Raw genomic sequence first — 26095 nt, 5'->3', positions numbered from 1 at the left:
TGTCACGTATTGGTTATCGGACGATTTCAATGATAATTAAGTGTATTTATCAAATTTTTCACGAGAGTCTATTTGTGTAAGACAATTATTATACCAAAAAGGGGAGATGAACCTTAAGCCTTTCATTCTTCGGTTATAATCCTTTCTCAATATACTAAGCAGCTATTCAAACTATCAGATGTGCTAATGAGAGCGGAAAATTTAGTATTCAAAAGGAAATATTTGCCACTTATATAGAAGATAGGCTAGCACTTCTAAGAGAAAGATATGTATCTCTGCACTGTAAAGACAGATGATGTCCAAGATGAAACTAATGGTACTAATTTTGCACTTCATTGATTTGAACTTAATTTTTCAAATTAACAAGGTGCAGTTTTGAATGTTGAACTTTATAAGGCAAAGCAGATTTTAAACCAAAATAATGGAAACACGGAATCGGCTCTTAAAATCCTTGCAGGATTAATAGAGAAAAATGGACAGACTGATGAAGTATTGCAGTTGATGATCCGGGGATTTATCGCAAAGAGTGACCTCCAATCTGCGAGCAATGTTATCAGTGCACTTCGAAACCGCGGGTTAAACGATGCCGAATTGGACTATTATGAAGCTGTTTGTTATTCAGAAAAAGGCGAGCAGGCTAATGCTGAACACTACGCAACATCATGCCTGAAGAAAGATGGTTCACATACAGATGCGTGGATTTTATTGGCAGAAATTTATAAAGAAAGGGGAAAGTTTAATGAGGCTTTGCAATTTTACGGAAAGGCAAATCATCATGCACCCTCAAACAGTGAAATTCCGTTAAAGATTGGAGAAATTTACTTTCAACAAGGCTTTCTAGATAAATCTGTTGAAATGTTCAATATCGCTATTCGATTGAATAGCAAATGTATAGAGGCTTACCGTAAAAAAGCTGAAGCGTTAATGGAATTGGTAAAATATGAGGAAGCTAAAGAAACTCTTTATAAGGCTTTAGATATTTCGCCGACAAATATTGCTTTACATAATTTAATCGGATCGGTTTATGTGAAAATAGGGAGGTTCGGTAAAGCTCTGAATTACTTTGAAACTCAACTGGAAAAATTTCCAAATGAGCATAGCTTTTTCGCAAATATTGCAAATCACCTAGTATCTGTAGGGCAATATGAACGAGCAGAAGAGTATTATCGTAAAGTGCTGAGTTTTAAACCGGATGAAAAACTTGTGCATTCTAATATGTTGATGAGCATGCACTACAATCCCACAAAGTCAAAGGAAGAGATCTATCGTGAACATTTAGAGTGGGATACGCTTCATTCTTTAAAAGAGTCTATTAATAGGCCAGTCCCCTTAAATATGAGCGAAGAGAAAAAGCTGCGCATCGGTTTTATTTCAGCTGGATTTTTTACCCATCCGGTGGGATGGATGATTACTGATGGTTTAAAACATTTGAATAAAGATGATTTTGAACTCTTTTTTTATTATTGCACTAAAAGGGTCGATTTTATCACAAATCAGCTATTTGAAATAAGCGATGACTGGAAGTTTGTCGGAGAACAATCGGATTCGGATATTGCTCAAACTATCAGAAATGATGAAATTGATATCCTTGTAGAACTTTCAGGTCACTCTGGTGGTGGAAAGTTAACTGTTGTTAGTCATAAACCGGCACCGATAACAGTGAAGTGGGTAGGTGGACTTTTTAATACCACAGGCCTTGCTGATATGGACTTTTTAATTACAGACTCCATTGAAAGTCCTGGAGGAGAGGAAGAGTACTATACCGAAAAACTGATTCGCATGCCTGATGACTATATTAGCTACTTGCCACCTGACTACGCACCGGAGGTCAGCGAACTCCCACTAAAAAATAACGGGTATATTACCTTTGGATGTTTCAATAACCCCAAAAAGATCAATGAAGTTATACTTGGTAAATGGTGTCAGATTTTAAAAGAAATACCAAAGAGTAAGCTATTTTTGAAAGGACAACAGTATGACGCTGATAAAGTAAGGGAAAGAGTTTTAAATGTTTTTAAAGAAAACGATATAGCCGTCAACAGAATACTTTTTGAGTCGGTATCCCCACATAACCAACTTCTTGAGAAGTACAACGATGTAGATATTGCTCTTGACCCTTGGCCTTACTCAGGTGGTCTAACCACCTGTGAAGCCCTGTGGATGGGGGTACCTGTGATTACTAAGCCCGGACCAACCTTTGCAGGGAGGCACTCCGCAACACACGTAAATAACGCAGGATATCCACAATGGGTTTCTGAAAGCTGGGAGGAGTATGTGGAAACAGCTGTTTCTCTGGCATCAGATTTAAACAGATTGGCTGAAATACGTTCGGAACTTAGAGAAGTGGTAGCGTCCTCTCCGGTATGTAACGGAAAGCGGTTTGCTGAAAATCTTTCGAAAGCTTTTCGAGAGATCTGGAGGCAGCGTGTCCGATCTTTTGAGGAAGGCAGTCCTAGCGAAGATTGGTGCGACCATATCGATATCAAAACCCTTTCGTAGAAATTAATATTAATTGAAAAAAATATGGAAGCAATCATAGATATTAATATGGAACAGGTAAAAAATGGAAAGAAAGTGGATAAAATTTCCATTGAGTGTTTCGATGGGATTACTATTTGCACTCCTCCTGATATAGAAATGCTGACACCATACGTACTATTGGAACAAAATGAATGGTATGAAAACGAACTGGATTTTATACGCGACTATCTTAAACCGGGAATGAATTTCGTAGATATTGGTACCGGATTTGGCGTCTATGCCCTACCTGCCGCTAATCTGACTGGAAAGGAGGGGAAAGTATATTCTTTTGAGCCAGGAAACGTGGCGAAAAAGTACCTGGAGATGAGTAAGCTGGAAAACGACCTAGAAAATCTGGAGATCATCGGAAAAGCTGTTTGGGAAAAGGCGGGTAAACAAAAATGGAAAATCGCAGAAACGCCTGAATTTAATAAACTGGATGAAACCGGCGAGGAAGAGGTGCAAACTATTACCCTAGATGGTTGGTGGATGTTTGAAGGAGAACCGAAAATCGACATCCTTAAAATAGATGTAAACGGAGCGGAAGCCGAAGTTTTGAAGGGTGCATTAGATCTTTTGGAAAGTGAATCACCGGTGCTGTTGATTTCTATTGCTGAGAAGAACGTAGATTTCTTTGCTGATGCATTGAAGGATCACGGATACACTCTATATGAGTACATTCCGGGACCCGGTATTTTAGTTGATTATAACATTGAAGTAGGTGCCGGTCCCTATAGGCAAAACCTGGTCGGTATTCCTGAAAGCAAGATCGAAGATTTTAGGAAGGCTGGCTGGATGCATGATGAATCAGTGAAACCCAAAGAAGTTAAAAAAGATCTGTGGAAGACAGAGTTGAGCAAGCTTCCATGGACTCAGGTTCTCATGAAGCAGTGGGAAAATCATGGTGAATCAGAAGGCATCATGAGCTACCTGCAGGCATTGAACTATTTGATTAGTGCCGAACAAATTGATATCACCGATTCCGAGCTTCATCAGCCAAGAAGCAAAAAAGCTGTTCTATTGTTGAAGACAGCTCAGATTCTAATACAGTTGTATAATCAGGGAGCAAACAGTACCTCTGTAACATTTACACTCGTTCGAACATTGAATGCATTGGGCAAACGTGGTCAGGCTGTGGAGGTCATGCAAAAGCTGATCGAAACCACCAAATTTGGTCAGGAAAACATGGATGTGGATCTACCCTTCATGTTGCCTATCCAGGACCAAGACAACAACCCCATCAAAACCGACCTGCCCAAATGGCTCATGGTAAAAACCGTAGAAGCCTGGATCCTGCTGAAGGATATGAGCACGTATTTGAGTGGCAAGCAGGAAAGGAAATTGTTGGAGGTTTTGGAGGGGAATCCGGAGTTAATTACCCGCCTTAAAGATTTTTTAAAACTGAAAGAAGAAAGATTTTCAAAAGCTGAGTTTAATAACGGTGTCATAAACGGCATAATAAAAGCCAAGAAGAGTTGCCCTAAGGTCATTCATATATGCTTTAACCACATATATGCCCAAAGCTTGTCAGATTTGATAGAGCATGTAAACTTAAATTCGGATCAGCAGCATATGATTTATATCGAAACACACAGGGCGATTCCTAATTACTCGGTAGAGATTAACAATAATCCGGCTGCAACCTTATTCAACTTCCAGAAAAATATTGAATGTATTGCCCAGGAATGCCTAAAAGAGCATATAGATATGGTGATGTTTCATGGCATTTTCTTTGACTGGCAAAAAAAACTAATCAATACGATCGGAGATAAGAAGCATATAGGATGGTTTATGTGGGGCGGTGATTTATACAATCCAATTAAAGCAAATGAAACAGTTGCGTTTCCTGATCACTACATAAATAGTATCCACTCCGCTTTTCAAGGTGATAAGGATTTATACAAGCTGCATTATCAAGAAAAACCTGAGTTTGATTTCGTTTATCCTATCCCTGGGTTATACGGAAAAGTTGAGGTTACTGATAATAACCCAGGTGGTAAAAAGAGAATCATCGTTGGAAATTCCGGTGATGAATCGAATGAGCATATCAGTATACTCAAGCAACTGGCGGCTAAAGAAGATTTAGTGGATTATGAAATAGTACTTCCGGTAGCTTATAATTTTTCAAAAGCCTATAAGCAGAAGTTAGTAGAGACCATAAAATTCTTGAAATTTGAGAATTCTGTAGAGTTTCATACAGAATTTATAGCTCCATCTGAATATCTGAACTTTTTAGCTGGAGCTGACATGATCATTACAGCTCACAACAGGCAGCAATCGATGGGAAATTTGATCATGTCACTTTATCTCAATAAACCATCCTTCTTAAGAAGGATGGTTAAGATAAATGGTGATGTGAAAGAAAACCCAGGATGGGGATTTCTGTTAAAAAATGACCTTCAGCCTTTGGATTACCAAAGCTTCGATTCTTACAAAAGCCTCTCTGATATCCCCAAACCATCAACTGATGAATTGGAAGATTATCAAAAAACATTTCTGCAAAAATTTGGGTTAAAAAACAGCGCTGAACTCTTGAAAACCTCATGCAGTCAAATTGTTAAAAACTAAAAGTTCTACCTCGGAACAGGAGTGAAATATGTTTAAACATCCCCAAAAAAAGATACCAGTAACAAAGCCATTTTTTCCTCCTATTGAGGAATATCAAAATTATTTGAATGGAATTTGGGAAAGAGAATACATTACAAATAATGGACCTTTGGTCCAGGAATTGGAAGTAAGGTTGAATAAAAGGCTGGGCACTCAGAATCTTGTATTTGTTTCGAATGGAACTATAGCTCTTCAAATTGCAATTAAGGCTCTTGACATAAAGGGTGAGATTATTACGACACCTTTTTCGTATGTGGCTACCACAAGCAGTATTGTTTGGGAAGGATGTAAGCCCGTTTTTGTAGATATTGATGAAAAAACACTAAACATCAACCCAGATTTGATTGAAGAGGGCATTACTGAGAACACCAAAGCTATATTGGCTACGCATGTATTTGGTAACCCTTGTGATATTGAAGCCATAAAAAAGATCGCAGACAAGCATGATTTGAAGGTTATTTATGACGCTTCACATTGTTTTGGTGTAACCTACAGAGGACAATCCATATTTAATTATGGGGATATTTCAACTACTAGTTTTCATGCCACAAAGCTATACCATACCGTAGAAGGCGGAGGTATTTTTACCAACAATGAACAGTTGAAAGAAAGGGTGCAGTACATGCGAAATTTTGGACATGATGGCCCCGGTAAATATAATGGTATAGGGATAAACGGAAAAAATTCAGAGGTACATGCTGCAATGGGCTTATGTAATTTGAATTATGTTGAGCGAATATTGAAAAGTCGAAAACAACAGTCTCTCATATATGACAAACTATTTAAAAATAATAACCATATCAGAAAACAGGTTATTTTTAAGAATACGAAATATAACTATGCGTACTATCCCGTTATTTTTGAGAATGAGGGTCTATTAATTGAAACAGTTGTTAATTTAGAAACGAAAGGAATAAGCCCCCGCCGATATTTTTATCCTACTCTAACGGAATTATCATATGTGATCGGAGACTGTCCTGTATCGGCAAGGATATCAAAGAAGGTTTTATGTTTACCCTTATTTGATGACTTAAAATATGAACAGCAAGTTATTATCACCGAACTTTTAAACAAAAGGTACCATAATGCTAGTGGCTGGAGCTGGTAGGCATGCCAAAGATCTGTTATCTGTATTACAAGAACTGAATGAAGATTTGTTCTTTTTTGATGACGTTAGCAAAGAAAGTACAACACTTTTTTTAGATAGCTATCCAGTAATAAGATCATTGAAAGAAGTTGAATTATATTTCAAAGAAGATAATAGGTTTTTATTGGGAATAGGTGGGACAAGTCAACGTAAAAAAATTAACGAGAAGCTACGTTCTGTTGGAGGAAAAGAACACAACATTATTTCTACGCATGCAATTGTTTCACAGGATGATGTTTTTTTAGGCTCCAGTTTAAATGTGATGCCATTTGTATTCATCTCAAATTCTGTAAGTATTGGAGATGGCACTTTACTTAATACACGCTCTTCGGTGCATCATGATGTGAATGTAGGAGCCTATTGTGATATTTCACCTGGCGCAACCCTATTAGGAGGAGTGAATGTGGGTAATTTTACCCACATTGGAGCCAACGCTACCATTTTACCTAATATAAAGATTGGAGATAATTGTGTGGTTGGGGCTGGTGCTGTAGTTACCAAAGACATTTCAGATAATGCAACAATTAAAGGTGTCCCAGCTAAATAAATAGTGATTTCGTAATTAAATAAAAATACTGATAGCATGAAAAACGAAAGTATCCAACAGAGCAAGCGTATAAGTAAAGACCAAATAAAACAAGTGGCCGATAAGGTAGTTCAGCATTTGGCTCAGCAGCGTCAACTGCGGGAAAACCAGATCCCAAAAGTGTCATTACAGCCCGAGCATATTGAGAATTGTGAATTACTTTTAAACCGACATCAGCTACTTGGTAAAATGAAGAAAAACAGTATTGTGGCTGAAATTGGGGTGGATGAAGGTAAATTCAGTCAGCTGATTCATAAAAAAGTGAAACCACAAAAATTCCATCTTATTGATATGTGGGGTTCCGACCGGTTTCATGATGGCAAGTTTGAAGCCGTAAAAGACTATTTTGCAGAAGAGATAAAAGAGGAGACTGTACGGATTCATAAAATCATGTCAACAAAAGCGGCCCATGAGTTTAAAGAGGAATACTTTGATTGGATCTATATTGATACTGACCATTCTTATGAAACAACCAGAGATGAACTTCAACTCTTTGCCCCTAAAGTGAAACCAGGAGGCATTATGGCCGGGCACGATTATCGCTTAGGGAATTGGGTTTCAATGTACCGATATGGTGTGATCGAAGCCGTGCATGAGTTTTGTGTTAACTATAATTGGGAACTTGTTTATTTAACGGTCGAGCCTACGGAAAGTCAAAGTTTTGCTATAAGAAAAATTCAAGAAGAATAATTAACAGGGCGAAAAAAGTACAATTTTATTAGCCCGCCCGAAGGGCATGTTTTAAACGTGATTCGATTTGACCATTAATTTGTCTTTTTAAATCCATGTCTTCGAAAGAGGGTATGGATTTTTTTATGTCTGAATTGATGTGGTGATGGGTCATATAGTGATGGAGATGGCTGGATATGTACCAATCCTTCCGTACTAACTACGTTGAAATCGAGAACTGAGATAAATTAAAAAGGTAAAACTACTAAATCACTCTTCACGCAATCTTTAATAAATCTTGGAAATAAAATTTAAGGTCGTCTTTTTGCCCCCGATAACTGAGGTAACCAAACACAAAAAGCATTAAGCAAGAAACCACAACAAAATTAAAGGTGATCAGATATGTCAAGTTTTGGTGATTTAAACAGAGTGAACACAAATATTCAGTCGCTGGATGCCCAGTTGTCACTGAATAAGATTAACAAGAGTATGGCTGAGAACCAGCTGCGCATGTCAACCGGCCTGCGAATCAACCGGGCTGAAGACGATGCAGCGGGTTTTTCTATTGCCACGAAACTAAACAGTCGGGTAGCCGGTTTGGGACAGGCATTGCAAAATGTTGGTGACGCCAAGTCTGTACTCGATATTGCCGAGTCAAGTTTTGATACGGTTATGGATAATTTGGTGGAGATGAAAGCACTGTCAACCCAGGCAGCGAACGACACGCTGGGAGATACAGAGCGAGGATACATCTCTGAGCAGATTGCGCAACTTGGAAATGAAATTAATGAGGTTTCTAACCAGACCGTATTTCAAGGGACTGAGTTGCTAGCCGGTAATAACGGAACACATGAGGGCGATCTTACTCTTACCTTTCAGGTAGGTGAGCGTGCAGAAGACACCATTGATGCGAATCTTTCGGCTGTTAATGTGAACCAGCTGTTTACCGGGTCAACAGCAGCTTACGATGCCGGAACTGCAACAATTGATGCTTCTGCCGGAATAACTGCTACAGATAACATAACCGGAGTTACGATCACTGTTGACGGAGTTGCAAGCAGTACAACATTTGCTGGTGTTACCGATTCATCTGCAGCAAGTTTGCAAACAGTAGTTGATGAAATCAATGGTTTAGGAGTCGAAGGTGTAACGGCTGAACTGGACGGCACCGATATTATTGTTTCAAATGCCGACACTGTAGATGATGCTGTAGTGACTTTCCAAAGTGGAGGTACTGCCCTTGGAGGAGCAACAGGATATACAGCAGCTGCAGGTACGGCTAAAGAAACAGGTCAAGGCTCTATGGATCTGTCCAATTGGGGAGCCTCTGAATTCCGTAATTTCATGGCGGATGTAGATTCTGCTATTGAGGCGATGACTGACCGCGTGAATTCCGTGGGTATTGCGCAGTCCTCACTGAGTACGCGAGAGGTGACAGTTTCTCAGGCAATCAGCGCAAACAGTTCTGCAGCAAGTAGAATTATGGATGCTGATTTTGCCAAAGAGCAAAGTGAGTCAATAAGGCTGCAAATTCTGCAGCAGACTGCAACCTCAGCTTTATCTCAGGCAAACATGGGGCCACAGTCTGTACTAGGATTCCTTGGATAATCCCCCCCCCTGATAAATAGGTAATGAGACAGAGTATTGTTACCGGTGTTAAGTTTAGGATCCATGTCTTCGAAAGAAAGCATGGATCTTTTTGTTTTGGAAAGAGCTTAAGGTATAAAGTGATAGAGTATGCTTATTGTATTTTCTGTCTTCGTCTGGCCACTTTATAAAATTAACAGTGAGCCGGCGCCCGAAGTGGGCTGAATGATATACTCGGCAGAATATAACTTAAGATGTTTATTAAAAAGTTATTAGAAGAAATAAAAATGGTTCAAGTTTACTCAATTACACTATAAATGATCATTTCTCAGCGTGCTTTAAAGATCTTATTGGAGCTGTTCCTGTGAATTTATGTGGATTTGATATACTCCATGTGAAATTATCATTACAAGCGCTTTTAAAGAGCAATGTGCGAAGTTGGTTACTGCGATTCCGAAGCCTCAATAGGGTAACATAATTTTTTAGACGCTCAGAGTGGTAGCTAGAGCTATTTCTATAAAGAATTCACGTTAATTAGACAATAAACTTCTTTCTATTAATAAATCTTGGAAATAAAATTTAAGGTCGTCTTTTTGCCCCCGATAACTGAGGTAACCAAACACAAAAAGCATTAAGCAAGAAACCACAACAAAATTAAAGGTGATCAGATATGTCAAGTTTTGGTGATTTAAACAGAGTGAACACAAATATTCAGTCGCTGGATGCCCAGTTGTCACTGAATAAGATTAACAAGAGTATGGCTGAGAACCAGCTGCGCATGTCAACCGGCCTGCGAATCAACCGGGCTGAAGACGATGCAGCGGGTTTTTCTATTGCCACGAAACTAAACAGTCGGGTAGCCGGTTTGGGACAGGCATTGCAAAATGTTGGTGACGCCAAGTCTGTACTCGATATTGCCGAGTCAAGTTTTGATACGGTTATGGATAATTTGGTGGAGATGAAAGCACTGTCAACCCAGGCAGCGAACGACACGCTGGGAGATACAGAGCGAGGATACATCTCTGAGCAGATTGCGCAACTTGGAAATGAAATTAATGAGGTTTCTAACCAGACCGTATTTCAAGGGACTGAGTTGCTAGCCGGTAATAACGGAACACATGAGGGCGATCTTACTCTTACCTTTCAGGTAGGTGAGCGTGCAGAAGACACCATTGATGCGAATCTTTCGGCTGTTAATGTGAACCAGCTGTTTACCGGGTCAACAGCAGCTTACGATGCCGGAACTGCAACAATTGATGCTTCTGCCGGAATAACTGCTACAGATAACATAACCGGAGTTACGATCACTGTTGACGGAGTTGCAAGCAGTACAACATTTGCTGGTGTTACCGATTCATCTGCAGCAAGTTTGCAAACAGTAGTTGATGAAATCAATGGTTTAGGAGTCGAAGGTGTAACGGCTGAACTGGACGGCACCGATATTATTGTTTCAAATGCCGACACTGTAGATGATGCTGTAGTGACTTTCCAAAGTGGAGGTACTGCCCTTGGAGGAGCAACAGGATATACAGCAGCTGCAGGTACGGCTAAAGAAACAGGTCAAGGCTCTATGGATCTGTCCAATTGGGGAGCCTCTGAATTCCGTAATTTCATGGCGGATGTAGATTCTGCTATTGAGGCGATGACTGACCGCGTGAATTCCGTGGGTATTGCGCAGTCCTCACTGAGTACGCGAGAGGTGACAGTTTCTCAGGCAATCAGCGCAAACAGTTCTGCAGCAAGTAGAATTATGGATGCTGATTTTGCCAAAGAGCAAAGTGAGTCAATAAGGCTGCAAATTCTGCAGCAGACTGCAACCTCAGCTTTATCTCAGGCAAACATGGGGCCACAGTCTGTACTAGGATTCCTTGGATAATCCCCCCCCCTGATAAATAGGTAATGAGACAGAGTATTGTTACCGGTGTTAAGTTTAGGATCCATGTCTTCGAAAGAAGGCATGGATCTTTTTTGTTTGTTGCAATGATGAATTCAATGGATAAAATATTTTTAGCTATGTATATGGCATCTAACATAAATAAAAATAACAGTCTCATTGATCTAGAGCTATATAGCAAGCGGAGACATACTTATGTCATATTTTGAGACGCCGTTACAGTGCCAGAAGCAGGTGATATGTGTAAAACAAATGAACGCCTTAAGAAAATATTCACTGAAGGTATAAGAATCTAGGATATACCACAGATTGAAAAATCTTGAAATGAACTTGATTTGTTTATGAGCAATCAGTTTTCCAACACAAATGTTACTTTTGCATTTACTCGATATTTCTTGACATAATTATTCTCAACAAGTGCCTGAATATTTTCACAGTTAATACTTTTGATATTTTTTACGGTTTTTGAGGCTTGCGATGCTGCATTTTCCATGGCCTTTTCAATGGTTTCTCCCTCAGCGATCACTTCAATTACTTTAGCTAATGACATGGTGGTTAATTTAAGTTTTAAATTAAGGGCAGAAGTGTTTTATCTGCTTTTTATAACTTTAATGAAAAGGTTTTGACTATTAAGTCCGTCTTTTCCCCATTTTGTTGTAGTCATAAACCTTGCCCTTATCATAGTACACCATACCATCGTTGATAAGGCTGCCAGTATTAATTACCCAAGAGATCTAAGTACACTTATTTCAGGTAATGGCTCTTTTGCTTTCCCTCAGACTATAGTTTGTTTTGAGCGTTGGGTGCCCCATGATCAATGCTGAGATATGGAATTAAAAATTATTTGAACTTTTTTGAGCCCTTCCTCAAATGTTTCTCGTAAGTATAGGTGAGTGCAACTATCAACTTTAGAGAAACCGTATCAAAGTGCAGGGGAAATTAACGTTATTTTTAGGGGTTTTAATGAGCTTCGGGGCAGTTATGTCAGCCTTCGCCCAGACCGACCCAATAATTGAGGATTCAGATATTCGTCCGTTTACCGCATCAGGTAGTATTGGTATTAAGGCCAATGGCTACACCGCCAGCGGTATTGCTAATAGAAGGGCACCGGCTTCACTTCAAACCAATGCTAATCTCAATTTCTCATTATTTGGACTGAGTTCCGGGTTGAACCTTCTGTACTCTACTGATCAAACCGGCCTCAGGCAAAATATGAATAACATTAGTTTCAATGCCTCGTGGGATTGGGTCACCGTTCAAGCCGGAAGCGTAAGCCCAAGTTTTTCGGATTATGGTCTCAGCGGCACAACTATTCGGGGAGGATATGTCACAGCTACACCGGGAAACTGGCTGTTTGAAATTTCAGGAGGTCAAGCTCGCAGAAAAGTTGAATTTCAGGCTCAGGATGGTTTCAGGGATCCTGCTTATGAACGCTGGACCGCCGCCGGTAAATTTGGTTACGATGCTGAGAATAACTCTCATTTTTACCTGAGCTCGCACTACTCTATAGATAAGGTCAGCGATCTTAATAGTGGAAATAATGCTCTTGAAGTGGCTCCACAGGAAAACTTGACTCTGACACCTGATGCCCAAGTTTCATTTTTTGATGGCATTTTTAATGTATCAAGTCAGGTTACGGTATCAGCTTATACGCGCGATCTGAACAGCGCTGCATTACCGATCGGTTCTGCCGGTATTCCATCTTTTGTGAATAATATATTTAAACCAAGGATCAGCTCTCGTATCAACTATGCGGGTAAAGCAGGCGCAGAATTAAATCTGAATAATTTTGGATTGCAGGTAGGTTACGAGAGGATCCAACCCGGCTTCAGATCACTTGGAATAGGCAGGATGCGAGACGATCAGGAAGAGATCATGATCGCCCCTACGGCTCGTTTGCTGGATAATCGCCTTTCATTGCAGGGTTCATTGACTTTGGGACGCGATAATTTACTAGGTACACGTCTTCAAACTCGCAGGAATACAGCCGTGGGAACCAACGCCCAGTATCAACTGACAGATATGATAATGCTTAGTGCAAATTATAACCTGATGGTCAATGATTTTTCTTCAAGTGCGGCGGTTGATTCCCTTCAGCAGGCGGGGCTTGGGCAGATGCAAGTTTCACACACCTTCATGCTTCAGCCTAATTTTACGGTACAGCAAGGTGATCTGATGCATAATTTTGGAGTGTCCGGTTCCTACTTTAAAATGGATAATGAGTTCAAAGGCGCTGCAAATACCAATCAAAATAATTTCACCTCTGACACCTACTCAAGCTCTCTCAATTACAGCCTGACCTTTCCATCAGGTTTCTCAGTAAATGCCATGGGAAACTACCTGGTCTATAACTCGGCCCGAACCGACAATACCACTCTTGGCGCCAATGCGGGAGCGACCTATTCATTCTTTGAAAATAGCCTCACCATGAACCTGAATTTGGGTTTCAATCAAAATACAAATGAACTGGACAGAAGTAGTCAAAATCTGGCAAACACGATATTCAAAACTCAACAGCTGATGGTCAATTTATCCTCAAATTACAGAGTCTATGAAAAGGGGACACTTTCACTGAGTCTGAGAAGCCGCACCAATAATGCTTTAGAAGGAGCAGGTACAAAATACACTGAACTGGAAGGGACCATCAATTTTCAACACCGGTTTTAATACAAAGATCTTATAAATCGATATATGTTAAAAAAATCATTTCACATTACGAGGTTTTTAAATACAACAGCAGGATTCTTGTTGTTGCTTTGCGTATTTATAACAGGAGCGGAATCAGCCCAGGCTCAAGGTGTTGCAAATATCAATGTCACAGGAATTCCAAGCGTAATAAATACTCCGTTCACTGATCAGTTCGAAGAAAACTTCAGAAACGGTCGGTATCAGGTTATTTTCACCTATAACAACACCAACACGCAACCGGTAGATTTTCGCTTTGAATTTAGCCTATCGAAAGACGGAAGGGAAGTGCTTGAGGTGACTTCTGAGCCTCAAACATTCAGTCCCGGTGCTTACGTATTTACCTCAGTTTTTGATGAACTTCTTTTCAGGCAAACCTTTGATGATGTTTTGGATCAGCTTACGAATGAACAAAGGCAACAGGTCATCCAGGGAGGGTCGATACCTGAAGGAAATTATATTCTGAACATTCGGGCTATTCCTGAAGATAATGCAAGCATGATCTCATCGATGCCGTCAGTAAATCCATTTTCGGTCATCTATCCACAAGCCCCGATCTTGGTCAATCCGTCTGATCAGGCTAATCTGACTCTTGAAACACCTGTTTTTAACTGGACACCCGTTCCTGTTGCGGGATATCCGATCGACTACAATTTTCTCTTGGTAGAGGTATTAGGAAATCAAACTCCGTTGCAGGCTATAAACAGTAACAGGGCCCACGCTGAGGCCAGATTGACCGGACAAAATACATTAGTATACACACCTGAATATCTGCCTTTGGAACCCGGACAGGATTATGCATGGAGGGTTACCGCAAGATCTGTGAATGATGATCTTCCGATCAGAAACGATGGGGAAAGTAACATTCGAACGTTTACCTACAAATCAGGAGTTGGTTCTGGAACTATTGCGGATCTGAGTGAACTTAAGGAATTACCACTTATTCCGGGTTTTGCACGCCTCACTGATTTAGACCGCATGGATGTGAGTGAAGGAACCAACTATTACGAACTGAATGGTCGTGCCACCCTACTGATGGATTTTGTTGCATCAGGACAGAAAAAATTAACGGTTGCTGTGAATAACCTGCGTCTGCAAAAGGGTTCACTTGAAGCTCCCATACTGATGGGAGGATCTCTGAGGGGCAGTGGAGAGGATCTTACAGGTATTCTGAGCACAGCCTCTGAGATGGTAAGTTTGAACGATGTAATATGGAGATTTGGAGAGGGTGTATCAAGCGGAGTAGAGCTTAGGAGCCCGGACGGACAAAGTTTCAAAGCCCAGGGTCGCTTGATCCTGGAGCCACAGGGTGCGAGAGGTACCGTGAAAGCAACCGGATCGCCGTTATTTAGGTATGGAGATAACCTAGTTGAGGCAGAAGTTACTTCTATTGAGGCTTCATTTCCTGAGGGAACCGTTTATGGGAAAGGATCAGTTAAAGTACTCGGTAAAGAGACCGGTTGTGATGAGACCCGTTTTGCATTCCTGGAGGGTAACTTAATGACCACTTTTAGATGCAGTTCACCTGTACAAATTTCGCTTGTTAAGGAAAGTAACCGAATGAATATGGTGATAGAGCGTATGTTGGGAGATTTGAGCATAGATCCCAACTCAGGCGATCTGGACTATAGTATCAATTTGATGGCTTCTGTTGGTCTTGAAACCGATCAGGGGCAAGCTTGTGGGGCCAGTGCGGGTATTTCTCTGAGTTCTGAGGAAGGGCTTCAGATCAATGATCTTTCACAGGATCAAAGCTGCAGGTTCATTAAACCAAAAATAGACCTGGGTTTCTTTACACTGGAGCTTCACCAAAGTAAGCTTAATGAACTGGCTTATGATTCTCAAACGGGAGATTGGGATTTTGAGATTCTTCTCGGAGCGAAATTTGAAATCCCTTCCTTTGGTGAATGGGGTTCTTATGATGTGCGCGACATACTGATCGATCAGGAAGGAGCTCACTTTGATGAAATTGATTTTTCCGAGGAATTGGCAGGATTGCCTGACTTTGATATCAACAATTATAATGTAAAACTTGAAACTCTTCAGCTGGCTGAATTCCTTTTCCCCATTTTTCAATGGAATCAGACCGGACCAGGACCCTGGGATCTAAGTTTTTCAGGTAATGTAGGTGTACCCAATAGATCTAATTATCCCAAGTGTATCAGAGGTCAGCAGCTTTCACTAAGAGCAGGAAAAGTAAGTGGAGATGAAGTTTCAGCTACCATAGTACCGCAGGATTTTCAGGGGTGCAGCTTTGAATTCGGTTCAGGTTATGCATTCAACATTGATAACATGGCCGGAAAGTTCGGCGTACAATTTACAGAAACAGGGGAAGAGCCAATAGGCCGCCTTGATTTTTCAGGAAACCTGACTCTGGGGCAACCCTTTGCCTGTAATGCAGACCCAACGATTGAAATTGGAGATAGCCGTTTGTCAATTACTACCGGACTGGAGGGTGAAATAGAAAATATAATACCTACCTGTGACATTTTAGTAGGGCCATTTACCGCTAACGTCACTTCGTCGCGACTGGTTTTTGACCATGACCCGGGAACCGGACAAAGGGCATCTCTGTTGGCCTCTGCCGATCTTGACCTGAGTGAAGGGCAAACCGCTTCCGGGTCCTTTGATCTGAACCTGATAACGGGACGATTTAATACTCTGGATTTTCTGATAGACCAGCCATTTGACTGGAATATACCGTCTGAGAATCCCGTACTTACATTTAGGTTGAACAGGGCTGAACTGACCGAAGAAGGCTTTAGTGTGGATGGTCGTCAGCAATTTAACCTTCCCTCAGACCAAATTATGGGAACGACTTTTGACAGTCTGCTGATAGATATTGAAACCTTGCAGATCAAACGAGGCCGTATTTTGTTTGATAACGCCTTTGCTTTTACGGCCGGCATCGACCAAAGTGACCAAAGCCTGAATTTTCAGGCCGTTGAACTGGATTCTGAATTATTACAAGACCCCGGTTTATTCATGGGAATGTCAGGACAAATTCAGATAGATTCACAGGGTATTCATACCGAAGGTCAGGCTGACGCTTCACTGAAATTCAACGGAGAAGAATACGATCTGGCTCAGGTTGACTATTCAGATGGCTTCCGATTCAGCATCTTTCCGTTTGAGGTAGGCAATGGTCAAGCTGATATCATGTATGATAATAACCGTATAGCATGGCTGGATGAAGATGGTTTCCATCCGGCACCGGGCTTTTTTGCTGATCTTTTGATACCTGAACACCTGCCACTACCAACCATGGATATTGCTTATCTGACGCTGAAGGATGAAGGAGAATTACTGGTAGATGTAACCGAAAATTCGGATGGCAATTATTCAATGTCAACCTTGCCGGGAAAAACTTTGACATTAACGGCTCCGTTTTTCAATCCACAAGGGAGTCCTTCACTTACAAACGTAACACTTAACAACGTTGTGATCTCCGGGGACCCAACCAATCCTGAGATCCTTGAAGGGAGTATCGAGGTAACAGTCCCACAGAATGACCCAATGTGGCAGTTAAAGGATCGTCAGGTTCCGATCACACTTAAAAAACTATATTTCGGATCCCGACCTGTAAATGGTTCACCCCTGACGGCTTTACACTTGTTGGGTGATCTTCATTTATTTGAAAACGACTTGCCGGATCAGCAACAGGAATTTGGCTTATTTATTCAAAGTAACGGCATGGTACAGGCCGATCTGAATATCACAGGAATGGACGCACAGGTACCGCTTTTGCCGGAAGATAAAGCTCTTTTGAAAGTAGAAGGTATCAATGGGACGTTCTCTTTGGCAAAAGGAGCAACATCGCCAAATTTTGATCTTACAATAGACAGTGGTTTTGACCTTAATACTGATAATGGGATATCTACCGGAGCTGAATTTGACCTGAGGCTGACGCCGGGTACCATGGAATTGCGTGATCTTGTAACCGAAGACTTTAACGGATTGCCTGAGTTTGATTTTGGAGTATTTGGGTTGAAATTGAATGCTATAGACGGAATACCGAAGTTTAATTACACTGCTGGGCAGGGATTTGATTTTGCCTTTGCCATCGATGCAGACATCCGGATTCAACCCGCCGGGCCGGAGGAGATCATCTTTCCTTTACAGGGTTTTGAAATACGCGATAATGGTATTCAGATCCCCGTTCAGGATATCAATTCCTCAAGTTTTGCCGGACTTGATCTACCGGAGTTCAATATCGCAGGATTTCAGTTCAAACCTCTTTCTCTTGAAACGACGTCTCCATTTACTTTCAACTGGGGCCAGGGCGTAGAGTTCGATCCGGATGTTAACATGAGTTTTGAAGTGAATCTACCTGACTTTGAAGGCACGGGACTCAATCCTCCTGACGGATTAACTTTTAACGACGTAGGTATAATGGATGGATTTCTGACAGGGTCTGTTGAGCCCTTTCAACCAATTGGTGGAGCTGAAATTGACATCACTCCCGGTAATCCGGATTCACCAACACTTATGATCAGTGAGATCTTTGGTTCTCTTGAAATGGGGCAAGGCCCGAACGGAAGTTTTCAGGCGGTTAATATCAATTTGGATGGAGAATTAGGTAATCTTCCGGCTTTTAAAGTAGATGATCCGAATGCCTGTGTCGAGAACGGCACTTTTACACTGAATCTTGTAGAAAGTAAATATTTTGAAGGTACGGTTAGCAGCATACAACCCTGTGGTTATCTTGAATTAGGACCGGCTCAGATCGCTGTCACCAATGCTGATCTTAATTTTAGTGTTTCTGCCGATGAGCAAATGGCAGAACTGGATGGTGGGGTAAGTATCACCCTTCCGGCATCTGATCAGGGAACACCGGTAACGGCAAACGGAAATTTGGTACTGGATCTCATTGAAGGAGATATCAAAGACGGTTCCGTGACTATTAATCAACAATTTGGTTTAGACCTGCCGCACGGACCAAACGATCCATTGTTTACCTTTGGGATCAATCAGGCTGTGTTGAATAAAGATGGTCTATTGGTAAATGGCGGGGGAAATCTCTCTGCTGATGGTGTTCAATCTACTGTACAGTTCAACGATCTTTTAATAGGTTTTAACCCGTTCGGGGTACAATCCGGAAATGCCTCCATAGCCACTAACTTTGCTATGGAGGTTGGGGTACAACCATTATCTCTTAAACTGAAAGATCCTGCGACGGCTATGCCGGCAGATAATGCCATTGATATGAGCCTGAATGGGGATATGATGCTCACGAGTGATGGCCTCGTACTTTCCGGTTCTTCAACGGCAAGCATTCGGTATCAGGGAGATGAGTACGCTGCATTGGAGGTAGAATATGAAAATGGATTTGCCCTGAATGTGGGCGGGTTTGCAGTAAATGAGGGTCGTGCCCTGTTCTATCAGGTAGAAAATGGTGTTAGATCTCAGGATCCACTGGCTATTTTAAATCAATCCGGTTTTGATCTGGGAGGCATGATAACGGCTTTTCTGCCATCCCGAATTCCATTGCCTTCTGAGGATATAGCCTATGTAGACATCAAAGATTCTAATGATAGTCTGCTCGTCGATGTTACCTCTAACGGACAAACGGGAGGATACACAATAAGCACGAATGGGTCATCACTTCCAATGGTGATTGCAGCTCTTGATGATCAAAGCGGAAGTCCCGTCGAGGTAAATGTAGGCTTTAGCTTAACAACAGATGGCTCATATAACGTAACCGGTGGTTCATTAGATTTGCAAAGTGCATACTCGCTGGAATCAAGTTTAGATATTCCGGTAAGCTTGACTGAGTTTAATATTGGTGATCAAGGCAACGGCATAGAATTAAAGGCAGGTTTGAAGGCGGATCTGCCGGGTCCGTTGAGCGAACATTCAGCCATTGCGAATGCTGTGATCAATCAAAATGGAATTTCACAGGGAACGATATCAGTGGGTACTCACCTGACAGCATATCAGGATGGTATCACACCACTTTATGCCTACGATCATTCAGGTAATATTCAGGGAAGTCAAGAAACAGACATTTTTGAAGCTGAACTTTGGGGTATCGAAGCGGAATTTGGAGGTACAAACAGCATTGCGGTTTCAGGTATTCTGAACAGCAGTTTGATCCTTGAAGTGAGTGGAGGAAGCGATCCGATATTCTACACCGCATCATGGTCAGATACCGGTTGGGACTTCAGTATCGATCCGGGTTCAATTGGTGATCTTTCAGTCGGAGATGCAACGCTTGCCCTCAATCAGCAAGATGGAATTGACGTTGTAACCGATGCCAGTTCTTTTCACCTGGTATTGAACGGACAGATCTCCATGGCAGATGTTATTGGAGAACCACTTGATGTAACCATACAGGATCTTGAGGTTGGCGTGAATAATTATAATTCCAGTCCCAGCCTTCACTTTGCTTTGGCCGGTGCGTCCGGCTCTTTGGCTGATCAAACCTTCAGTTTATTTGAGGGGGCTTTTAATGGGCTGATAAAAAATCCCACCATCACCTTAAACGGAAGAAGCATAGCAGTCAGTTCTGATTCAGGTAATGTTAACTTTTTAGATCGGGATATTAATTATCAAGGCCTGATGATCGACACACAAGGTGGCTTTAGCTTCTCAAGTTTTGAAGCTCAAGATATTGAATTGATTCCGGAATATGTGCTTATAAACTCACTTGCCTTGACCGATAATCAGGGCTTGAGACTGGATAGTGAACTTGCCGTTACTATACCCGCTCCTGTCGACCAAACGTCGTCTTCTACCATCAGCATCTACAGGGATGATCAAAATGTGGTTCAGGTTGATGCTACAGCACCGGCTTTTGATCTGGAACAGCAATATGCCCTTGGTGATTTCGGTCATTTCAAACTGAATGCTATTCAGGCTGATATTGATCCCTATGATTGGGAAAGTTCAGGAATTTATGCCAATGGTGACCTCTACAAATCGGGAGAAACATCACCCATTATAAGTTTTGGGGAAGCAGGGCAGATCACACAGAATCCTGGAATTGGACTCTCAGCCGAATCACCTTACGTGCAATTCAATGCTACAGGCAATGTCGGTTTTAATTATGATTTCAGTGTATTCAGTGTAGCCGTCAATTTTGATGAAATTTCTACTACTCAAGATGGTTTTGAAATTGAACTGAGTGGCGACTTGGGAATGAGTATTCCGGCAATGACGGTTTCCAGTTCTATCCGTTACGAAAATTTTATCATTGATCAAACGGGAGTCAAGGATACCGGTAATATTGATGGAACCGGTACACTTGAGATGGATGGAATAGCCTCCATCGAGATCGGTCAGTTCATTTATGAGGAATACGAGAACGGTACAGATGTTGAGATCGCGGATGCTTCTGAGAAAGAACCGGGAGATCTGGATGGAGACCAAAACGGAGTTCCAACCCGCACTGAAACTGGTGTAACTGAATTACTCTGCTTTGGACCATGTCCCGTAGATACAGGTGAAACTGATGCATCGCTAAGTGCCCTTAGTATCACCATTGATGCAGGAACGGATGCAGGAAGTGGTGGGATTTCCGGAGGAGTTCAGACTATATTCTTTATGAAGAAAGCTTCCGGTGAATTTGAATTGATGATAGACGGATTAAATGCATCCATGATGGATAATTTTTCGATCATGGCGAATATGCATTACATGAATTCTGATGATGGATTTCTTCTCAGAGCAGCAGCCAGTGGCATATTCAGTTTTGGTACCGCTGAGGTAAAGGCGGCAGTGGCCGGAAAATTTGCCAATCTGAATGGAGAAACAAGTTATGGCTTGTTTGTGGCCGCACAAAGTGATGTTGGCATACCTATCATACCGGGTGTGGTTGATCTGACCGGTGCCGGGGGTGGATTTTTCTGGAAACCTGACCAAAATGACCTTGATATGGTAAGAAGTGCTGTATCGGGTATGGGACATACAATTATAGGTGAGGAAAACTTTGCAGAGGCAGATTCACTTACATTTGCGGCACAATTATATGCAAGTTTCGGCCTTGCCGGTACAGGTACTGAATATGTGATCGAGGGTAGTACCTTTCTTGAGTTGACCAGTAATAGTTTCTACATGGATGCCAGTGGTGTTGTGCTAGGCATGGATGGTAGTTCAAATGCACCGGCACAGACCCTGCTCGAAGGAGGTATGTCATTGCATGTTCAAAGAGAGCCAATGTTTATTAATGGATCTATTATTGTTGATGCCGATGTAGGTGATGAACCGGCCATAGTCACAGCTGATGGTACTATTGAGTATTTTGCCACTAAAAATAACGGTAAAACAGTATGGGGAATAATTGGGAATGCCGATTATTCAATATATGCCGGCACTATGACCGGAGACGGTGAGTTCCTTGCTTCCAATTCGGGTGTGTTGCTTGAAGTAAGTGTAGGTTTTGGTGTGGATATTCCGATCCTCAAGGTTAACAGCAATGTTACCGGTTCAGTTTGGATGATAGATGATCCCGATTTCAGTATGCCGTTTGGTGCCTATGTGTTGTTTAATGCTGAGGCTTGTCTTGGATTTTGTATCACGGCAGAGGCAAAAGCAGCATTTGTCACAAAACGTTCCGGTGGTTTTGAACTATACGGAGCTGTTAAGGGATGTGTAGATCTACTTGTCAAAGAAGGTTGTCTGGCAGCCTGGGTATCAGTAACTGAGAGTAAGCTTGATGGTGGATTTGGTAAAGGTGACCATAACGACCTTGTTGCTCAGGCCAGAGAGCAAAGGGATCAATTCAGGGCCAAAATACAATCTATGTTAAGCAGTATTGACGCAGCAAAGGAAGCACTCGATCAGCCACCCGTATTTAGCGGGCCAGCCTATTCTTCTGAAGATGTATACAGGGCGGGAGCAAATATGTATGCGTTGGATAATACTGAAAGGAGTGATATTGCATCGATCATAGAGAACGAGGTCGAACAAAACAAGTACTACAGTCAAGCTGGTACATTGCCTACATCTTTACAGAATATTCTTACAGACCTTTTGGTGAAACCAAAGTATTACAGGCTATATGATATTTTTACCTCTCGTAGTAATGCCAGACAGGATCTAGAGGTAGCGGTTGATGAGGCACTGGTTATTTCTGATGCCGTTTCTGAAAAACTGAGCACAAGTGTAGAAAGCGCGATGGAATTCAACAGTGATGCCGAAACTGCATTTGATAATATGCTGTCAAGTATGAATAATTCCCCGGTGTCAAATGTCGTAAAACCAGCAATCTCTACTAATACTACTCAGTCCGTTTCTTTTAATGTAGATGAAGATCTCGCTGAAAGTCAGTCATCAAATACTGAATCACTTAAACAAGAAGTGGAACTGTTAGATGAACAGTTTAGGCAGAGCATAGCACAAGTGGAGGAAAACCTGACCGATATGCAAAGTATGTTGGCTGCTGAATTATCAGGCACCATAAACACTAACATTTCCCAGGAAGGCTCTTCCTTAGCCGATCTAAACCAGCAAATATCTGGAAGCGGCAGCAATAGTAATTCCGGCACTTCTTTGTCTTTTACTCCAAGCGTAAATGCATTAGCAGAGGCATATACTAATGTTTACGAAAATTTAGAAAGATACTTTGCCTTGGAGGCCAACTGGAATTGGATGGAATGGGAATGGGCTTACAATCTGAGGGGAGATTTTATAAGCAATAATAGTAGTATCCAAAATGGTATAAGCACCTTAAACAACAGGTATAATTCTGCGTTGTCAGGGAGAAACTCAAGTCCAAATGAATATAAAAATGAGGTTTATAAAGTAGCTCAACGTAATCAGGCTATTTTGAGATTCAGTGATTCGAATTTTGATCCTAATTTTTCGGATCCATCATCAAGTAGTGCACCGACTAATGTTAATACCTTATATAACGAGCTAATCACTCCAAACTGTAGCGCCGGTGGATTAGATTGTGTACGTGATTCTGTCTCAAATATGAATGAAGATTTCTGGTATAACATGCATGTTCTCGGTTTACAGGAACACGCCGATAAATCAGCTCAGGTTGTCACTGATGAAGTAGTGCCAAGAATGTCATCTGTTCAGGATTCCCTCAAAGAAGGTCACGTAGGGCTGACTGATATGTTGGACTCCTTTTATACTGATAAAGCAGAACTCACTGCTATACTTTATAATATGATTGATAATTACATTAACTGGAAAGAAGATGTGAGTCAGTCAACGGGTGTGGAAGCACTTTCCTCAACAGATTCTACAGACTACAGATCAAGGCTTACAGAGTTGTCAAATGATTTGAGACCGCCGCAAATTGCTGACATTCAGGCTGTTCCTTCAAGGCAATCAGTCAGTGGTGGGTCTATTGAATTTAACACTTTCTTCAATAACACAGAGATATCCTGGTCAGCTACACATCCTGGAGGAGTGATCGAAAACAGTATCAATATTATACAAAGTAATATTACCAGCAATCAGGATGTGTTAAACACGTCTGTTTCTGTTGGAAATGATGATTATTTGTCTTTAGGTACTAATACATCAATAAATATATATCCCTTTAAAACTGCCATGGGTACAGCTTCTTCAACCAGTGAAACCAAGCTTATAAATCTCGGCCTAAGAGTGAGAGGGAATGCAGGAAACACTGCTACAAGAAGGTCTCTTTTTTATGTTGATGTTGGCCCTGATGGGTTGGCATTTAATGACACAGGAGGTTTATTTGGTGGTGACGGAGATACATCGATCCTAAATGAGGACACATCTGCACCCGAGAAACCGGTCATTAGGTTGGGTGATTTTTATAAATGGACATCAAATAGCGGTAAATTTGGCCGTTATAGTATCAATACGACTTCCAAAACCTATTGGACGAGTGAACCGGAAACCATCACATTGAAAATACAAGCCTATGATCCGGAATCGGATATTTCAACGTATGAATATGCAATTGGTACGGCTCAGGGTGATACCAATGTGGTTGGGTGGACAGAACTTCAGGGATCGCGTGATTTTCTTGCAAACATTCCAACTTCTCAAATAACAGGGCAGACTCAATTACTCAATATGGTCGAGGGTACATCCTATTATTTGAGTGTGAGAGTTACCAATGGTGAAGGTATGCTAAGTGATGTTACGGAAAGTTCTAATCCAATAAAGTATGATTCAAGTCAGCCTTCAACACCAGGCGTTGCTTACATAGCGGCACCTTTAGGCATGACATTTTCGACTTTAGGGTACTCCACACCGGTTGACCCAGTCGTCGAATCTGCTCCTGATCTTAACGTTACTGAAGCAGATAAATATGCTTGGGAGGATGCAATTACCCCTGAGATCTCTGCTTCATGGACGAGCTCTTCTGATTCAGAATCAGGATTGGATAGGTATGAATACCTGGTTACAACATCTGAAAATGTAGCGGATGATAAGTTTATCGAATCTGAAGTATCAGTTACAGAGGACCTGAATATGACCTATACAGGTGAGGAAGAAAACTCTATCCTCGAAGACTTCGACACTGAAGTGTACGTACATGTCAGAGCAGTGGACAAAGCGGGTAATGTAAGTGATATTTATACCGTAGGCCCCAAAAAACCACGTGATCCTACTTCCCCGAAAACAGGAAGGCTCCAGGCAAAAGTGAATCCAAATGATGTTAAACTGTACTTCACAGAACTTCCTTATGACCCCGAGACAGACCTTAATGGTATCCAGTATTCCCTAGGAACCTCACCGGGAGCAACAGATCTGAGACCTTGGCCAACAGAGAGTCAGGTCGATTTTACGTGGAGTCACCAGAAAAATTATAACCTATCACAGACAAGCACGTCTTCAGGTTCAAATGGCTATTTTGTTCAGTATTCATATTTTGGGAATACTACAGATCGGTATTTAACAATACCAAGGTCAGAACTTCCTGAGGGAGTAGATATTTATATCAACTACAGATCGGTGAATGGAAATGGGAAAGTTTCCGGTACAAGAGCGACCGGTCCCTTAGCTCTCGACGAAAGCATTCCTGTGATGCCAACTTTAGATGTAACTTATAAGGCAGCTGATGACAGACTTCATATTGAATTGGATGATATTGAGGATCCTGAAACAGGTATTGCATCCGTTAGATATGCCGTTTACAGGGATAAGAACCCACTGCCAATTAAAGGATGGTCAAATATGCAGTCTATTTATGGAGTTAGAGACGGCAGTTTTGATCTTTCAAAATATGTTTACTTTTCAGATGGGCAGGTTCCTGATTACACAGATCTTGAAGTGAGGATCAAAATTACAAACGGGGCCGGTATGCAACGTACCATAACACGGCCTTTGACTATGTCTGATTCTCATGAGATCAAGAACTTCCAGGCTCCAAAAAACTCTTATCAAACAATCGGATTTTAAATCAAATATTCAGAAAATTTTCAGATGGTTTTGTACATATTCAGGTTAAAATATTTATTGATGG

At 41.4% G+C, this 26095-nt stretch carries 10 protein-coding genes; 9 read left to right on the top strand and 1 reads right to left on the bottom strand.

What is annotated here, in order from left to right; translation table 11 throughout:
* Positions 1 to 375 precede the first annotated feature (375 nt).
* The 7 genes from ACKGJO_RS05925 to ACKGJO_RS05895 all read left to right on the top strand — a co-directional run bounded on the left by ACKGJO_RS05925 (position 376) and on the right by ACKGJO_RS05895 (position 10992).
* On the top strand, positions 376 to 2499 hold the full coding sequence (locus tag ACKGJO_RS05925; RefSeq protein ID WP_411322487.1) for an O-linked N-acetylglucosamine transferase, SPINDLY family protein: 2124 nt from the start codon (positions 376 to 378) through the stop codon (positions 2497 to 2499).
* 24 nt (positions 2500 to 2523) lie between these two features.
* Positions 2524 to 5088, top strand: a complete 2565-nt coding sequence (locus ACKGJO_RS05920; protein WP_411322486.1) for an FkbM family methyltransferase — start codon at positions 2524 to 2526, stop codon at positions 5086 to 5088.
* A 28-nt stretch (positions 5089 to 5116) separates the two neighbouring features.
* The gene (locus ACKGJO_RS05915; RefSeq protein WP_411322485.1) at positions 5117 to 6235 is read left to right on the top strand and encodes a DegT/DnrJ/EryC1/StrS family aminotransferase; all 1119 of its coding nucleotides are present in this window, start codon (positions 5117 to 5119) and stop codon (positions 6233 to 6235) included.
* Positions 6213 to 6821: an acetyltransferase gene (locus ACKGJO_RS05910; RefSeq protein WP_411322484.1), complete on the top strand. Its 609-nt coding sequence runs from the start codon at positions 6213 to 6215 to the stop codon at positions 6819 to 6821. The genes ACKGJO_RS05915 and ACKGJO_RS05910 overlap by 23 nt, the downstream gene beginning before the upstream one ends.
* Positions 6822 to 6857: 36 nt before the next feature.
* On the top strand, positions 6858 to 7550 hold the full coding sequence (locus ACKGJO_RS05905; protein WP_411322483.1) for a class I SAM-dependent methyltransferase: 693 nt from the start codon (positions 6858 to 6860) through the stop codon (positions 7548 to 7550).
* Between the two features lie 381 nt (positions 7551 to 7931).
* Positions 7932 to 9137 (top strand): flagellin N-terminal helical domain-containing protein, encoded by a 1206-nt coding sequence (locus tag ACKGJO_RS05900; protein ID WP_411322482.1) that lies wholly within the window; start codon positions 7932 to 7934, stop codon positions 9135 to 9137.
* Positions 9138 to 9786: 649 nt separating this feature from the next.
* Complete coding sequence (locus ACKGJO_RS05895; protein WP_411322482.1) at positions 9787 to 10992, top strand: flagellin N-terminal helical domain-containing protein; 1206 nt, start codon at positions 9787 to 9789, stop codon at positions 10990 to 10992.
* Positions 10993 to 11359: 367 nt separating this feature from the next.
* Here ACKGJO_RS05895 and ACKGJO_RS05890 read toward each other — a convergent pair whose 3' ends face one another.
* Positions 11360 to 11560 (bottom strand): dodecin family protein, encoded by a 201-nt coding sequence (locus ACKGJO_RS05890; RefSeq protein ID WP_411322481.1) that lies wholly within the window; start codon positions 11558 to 11560, stop codon positions 11360 to 11362.
* A 431-nt stretch (positions 11561 to 11991) separates the two neighbouring features.
* Between ACKGJO_RS05890 and ACKGJO_RS05885 the strand changes: the two genes are divergently transcribed.
* The gene (locus ACKGJO_RS05885; RefSeq protein ID WP_411322480.1) at positions 11992 to 13677 is read left to right on the top strand and encodes a TonB-dependent receptor; all 1686 of its coding nucleotides are present in this window, start codon (positions 11992 to 11994) and stop codon (positions 13675 to 13677) included.
* Between the two features lie 24 nt (positions 13678 to 13701).
* Complete coding sequence (locus ACKGJO_RS05880; protein ID WP_411322479.1) at positions 13702 to 26031, top strand: hypothetical protein; 12330 nt, start codon at positions 13702 to 13704, stop codon at positions 26029 to 26031.
* Positions 26032 to 26095 lie beyond the last annotated feature (64 nt).

Origin of the sequence: Gracilimonas qinghaiensis, from assembly GCF_046602855.1 — a bacterium.
Classification (GTDB): domain Bacteria; phylum Bacteroidota; class Rhodothermia; order Balneolales; family Balneolaceae; genus Gracilimonas.
Note: the sequence above shows the minus strand (reverse complement) of the source record. Positions and strands in the feature narration are given on the sequence as shown.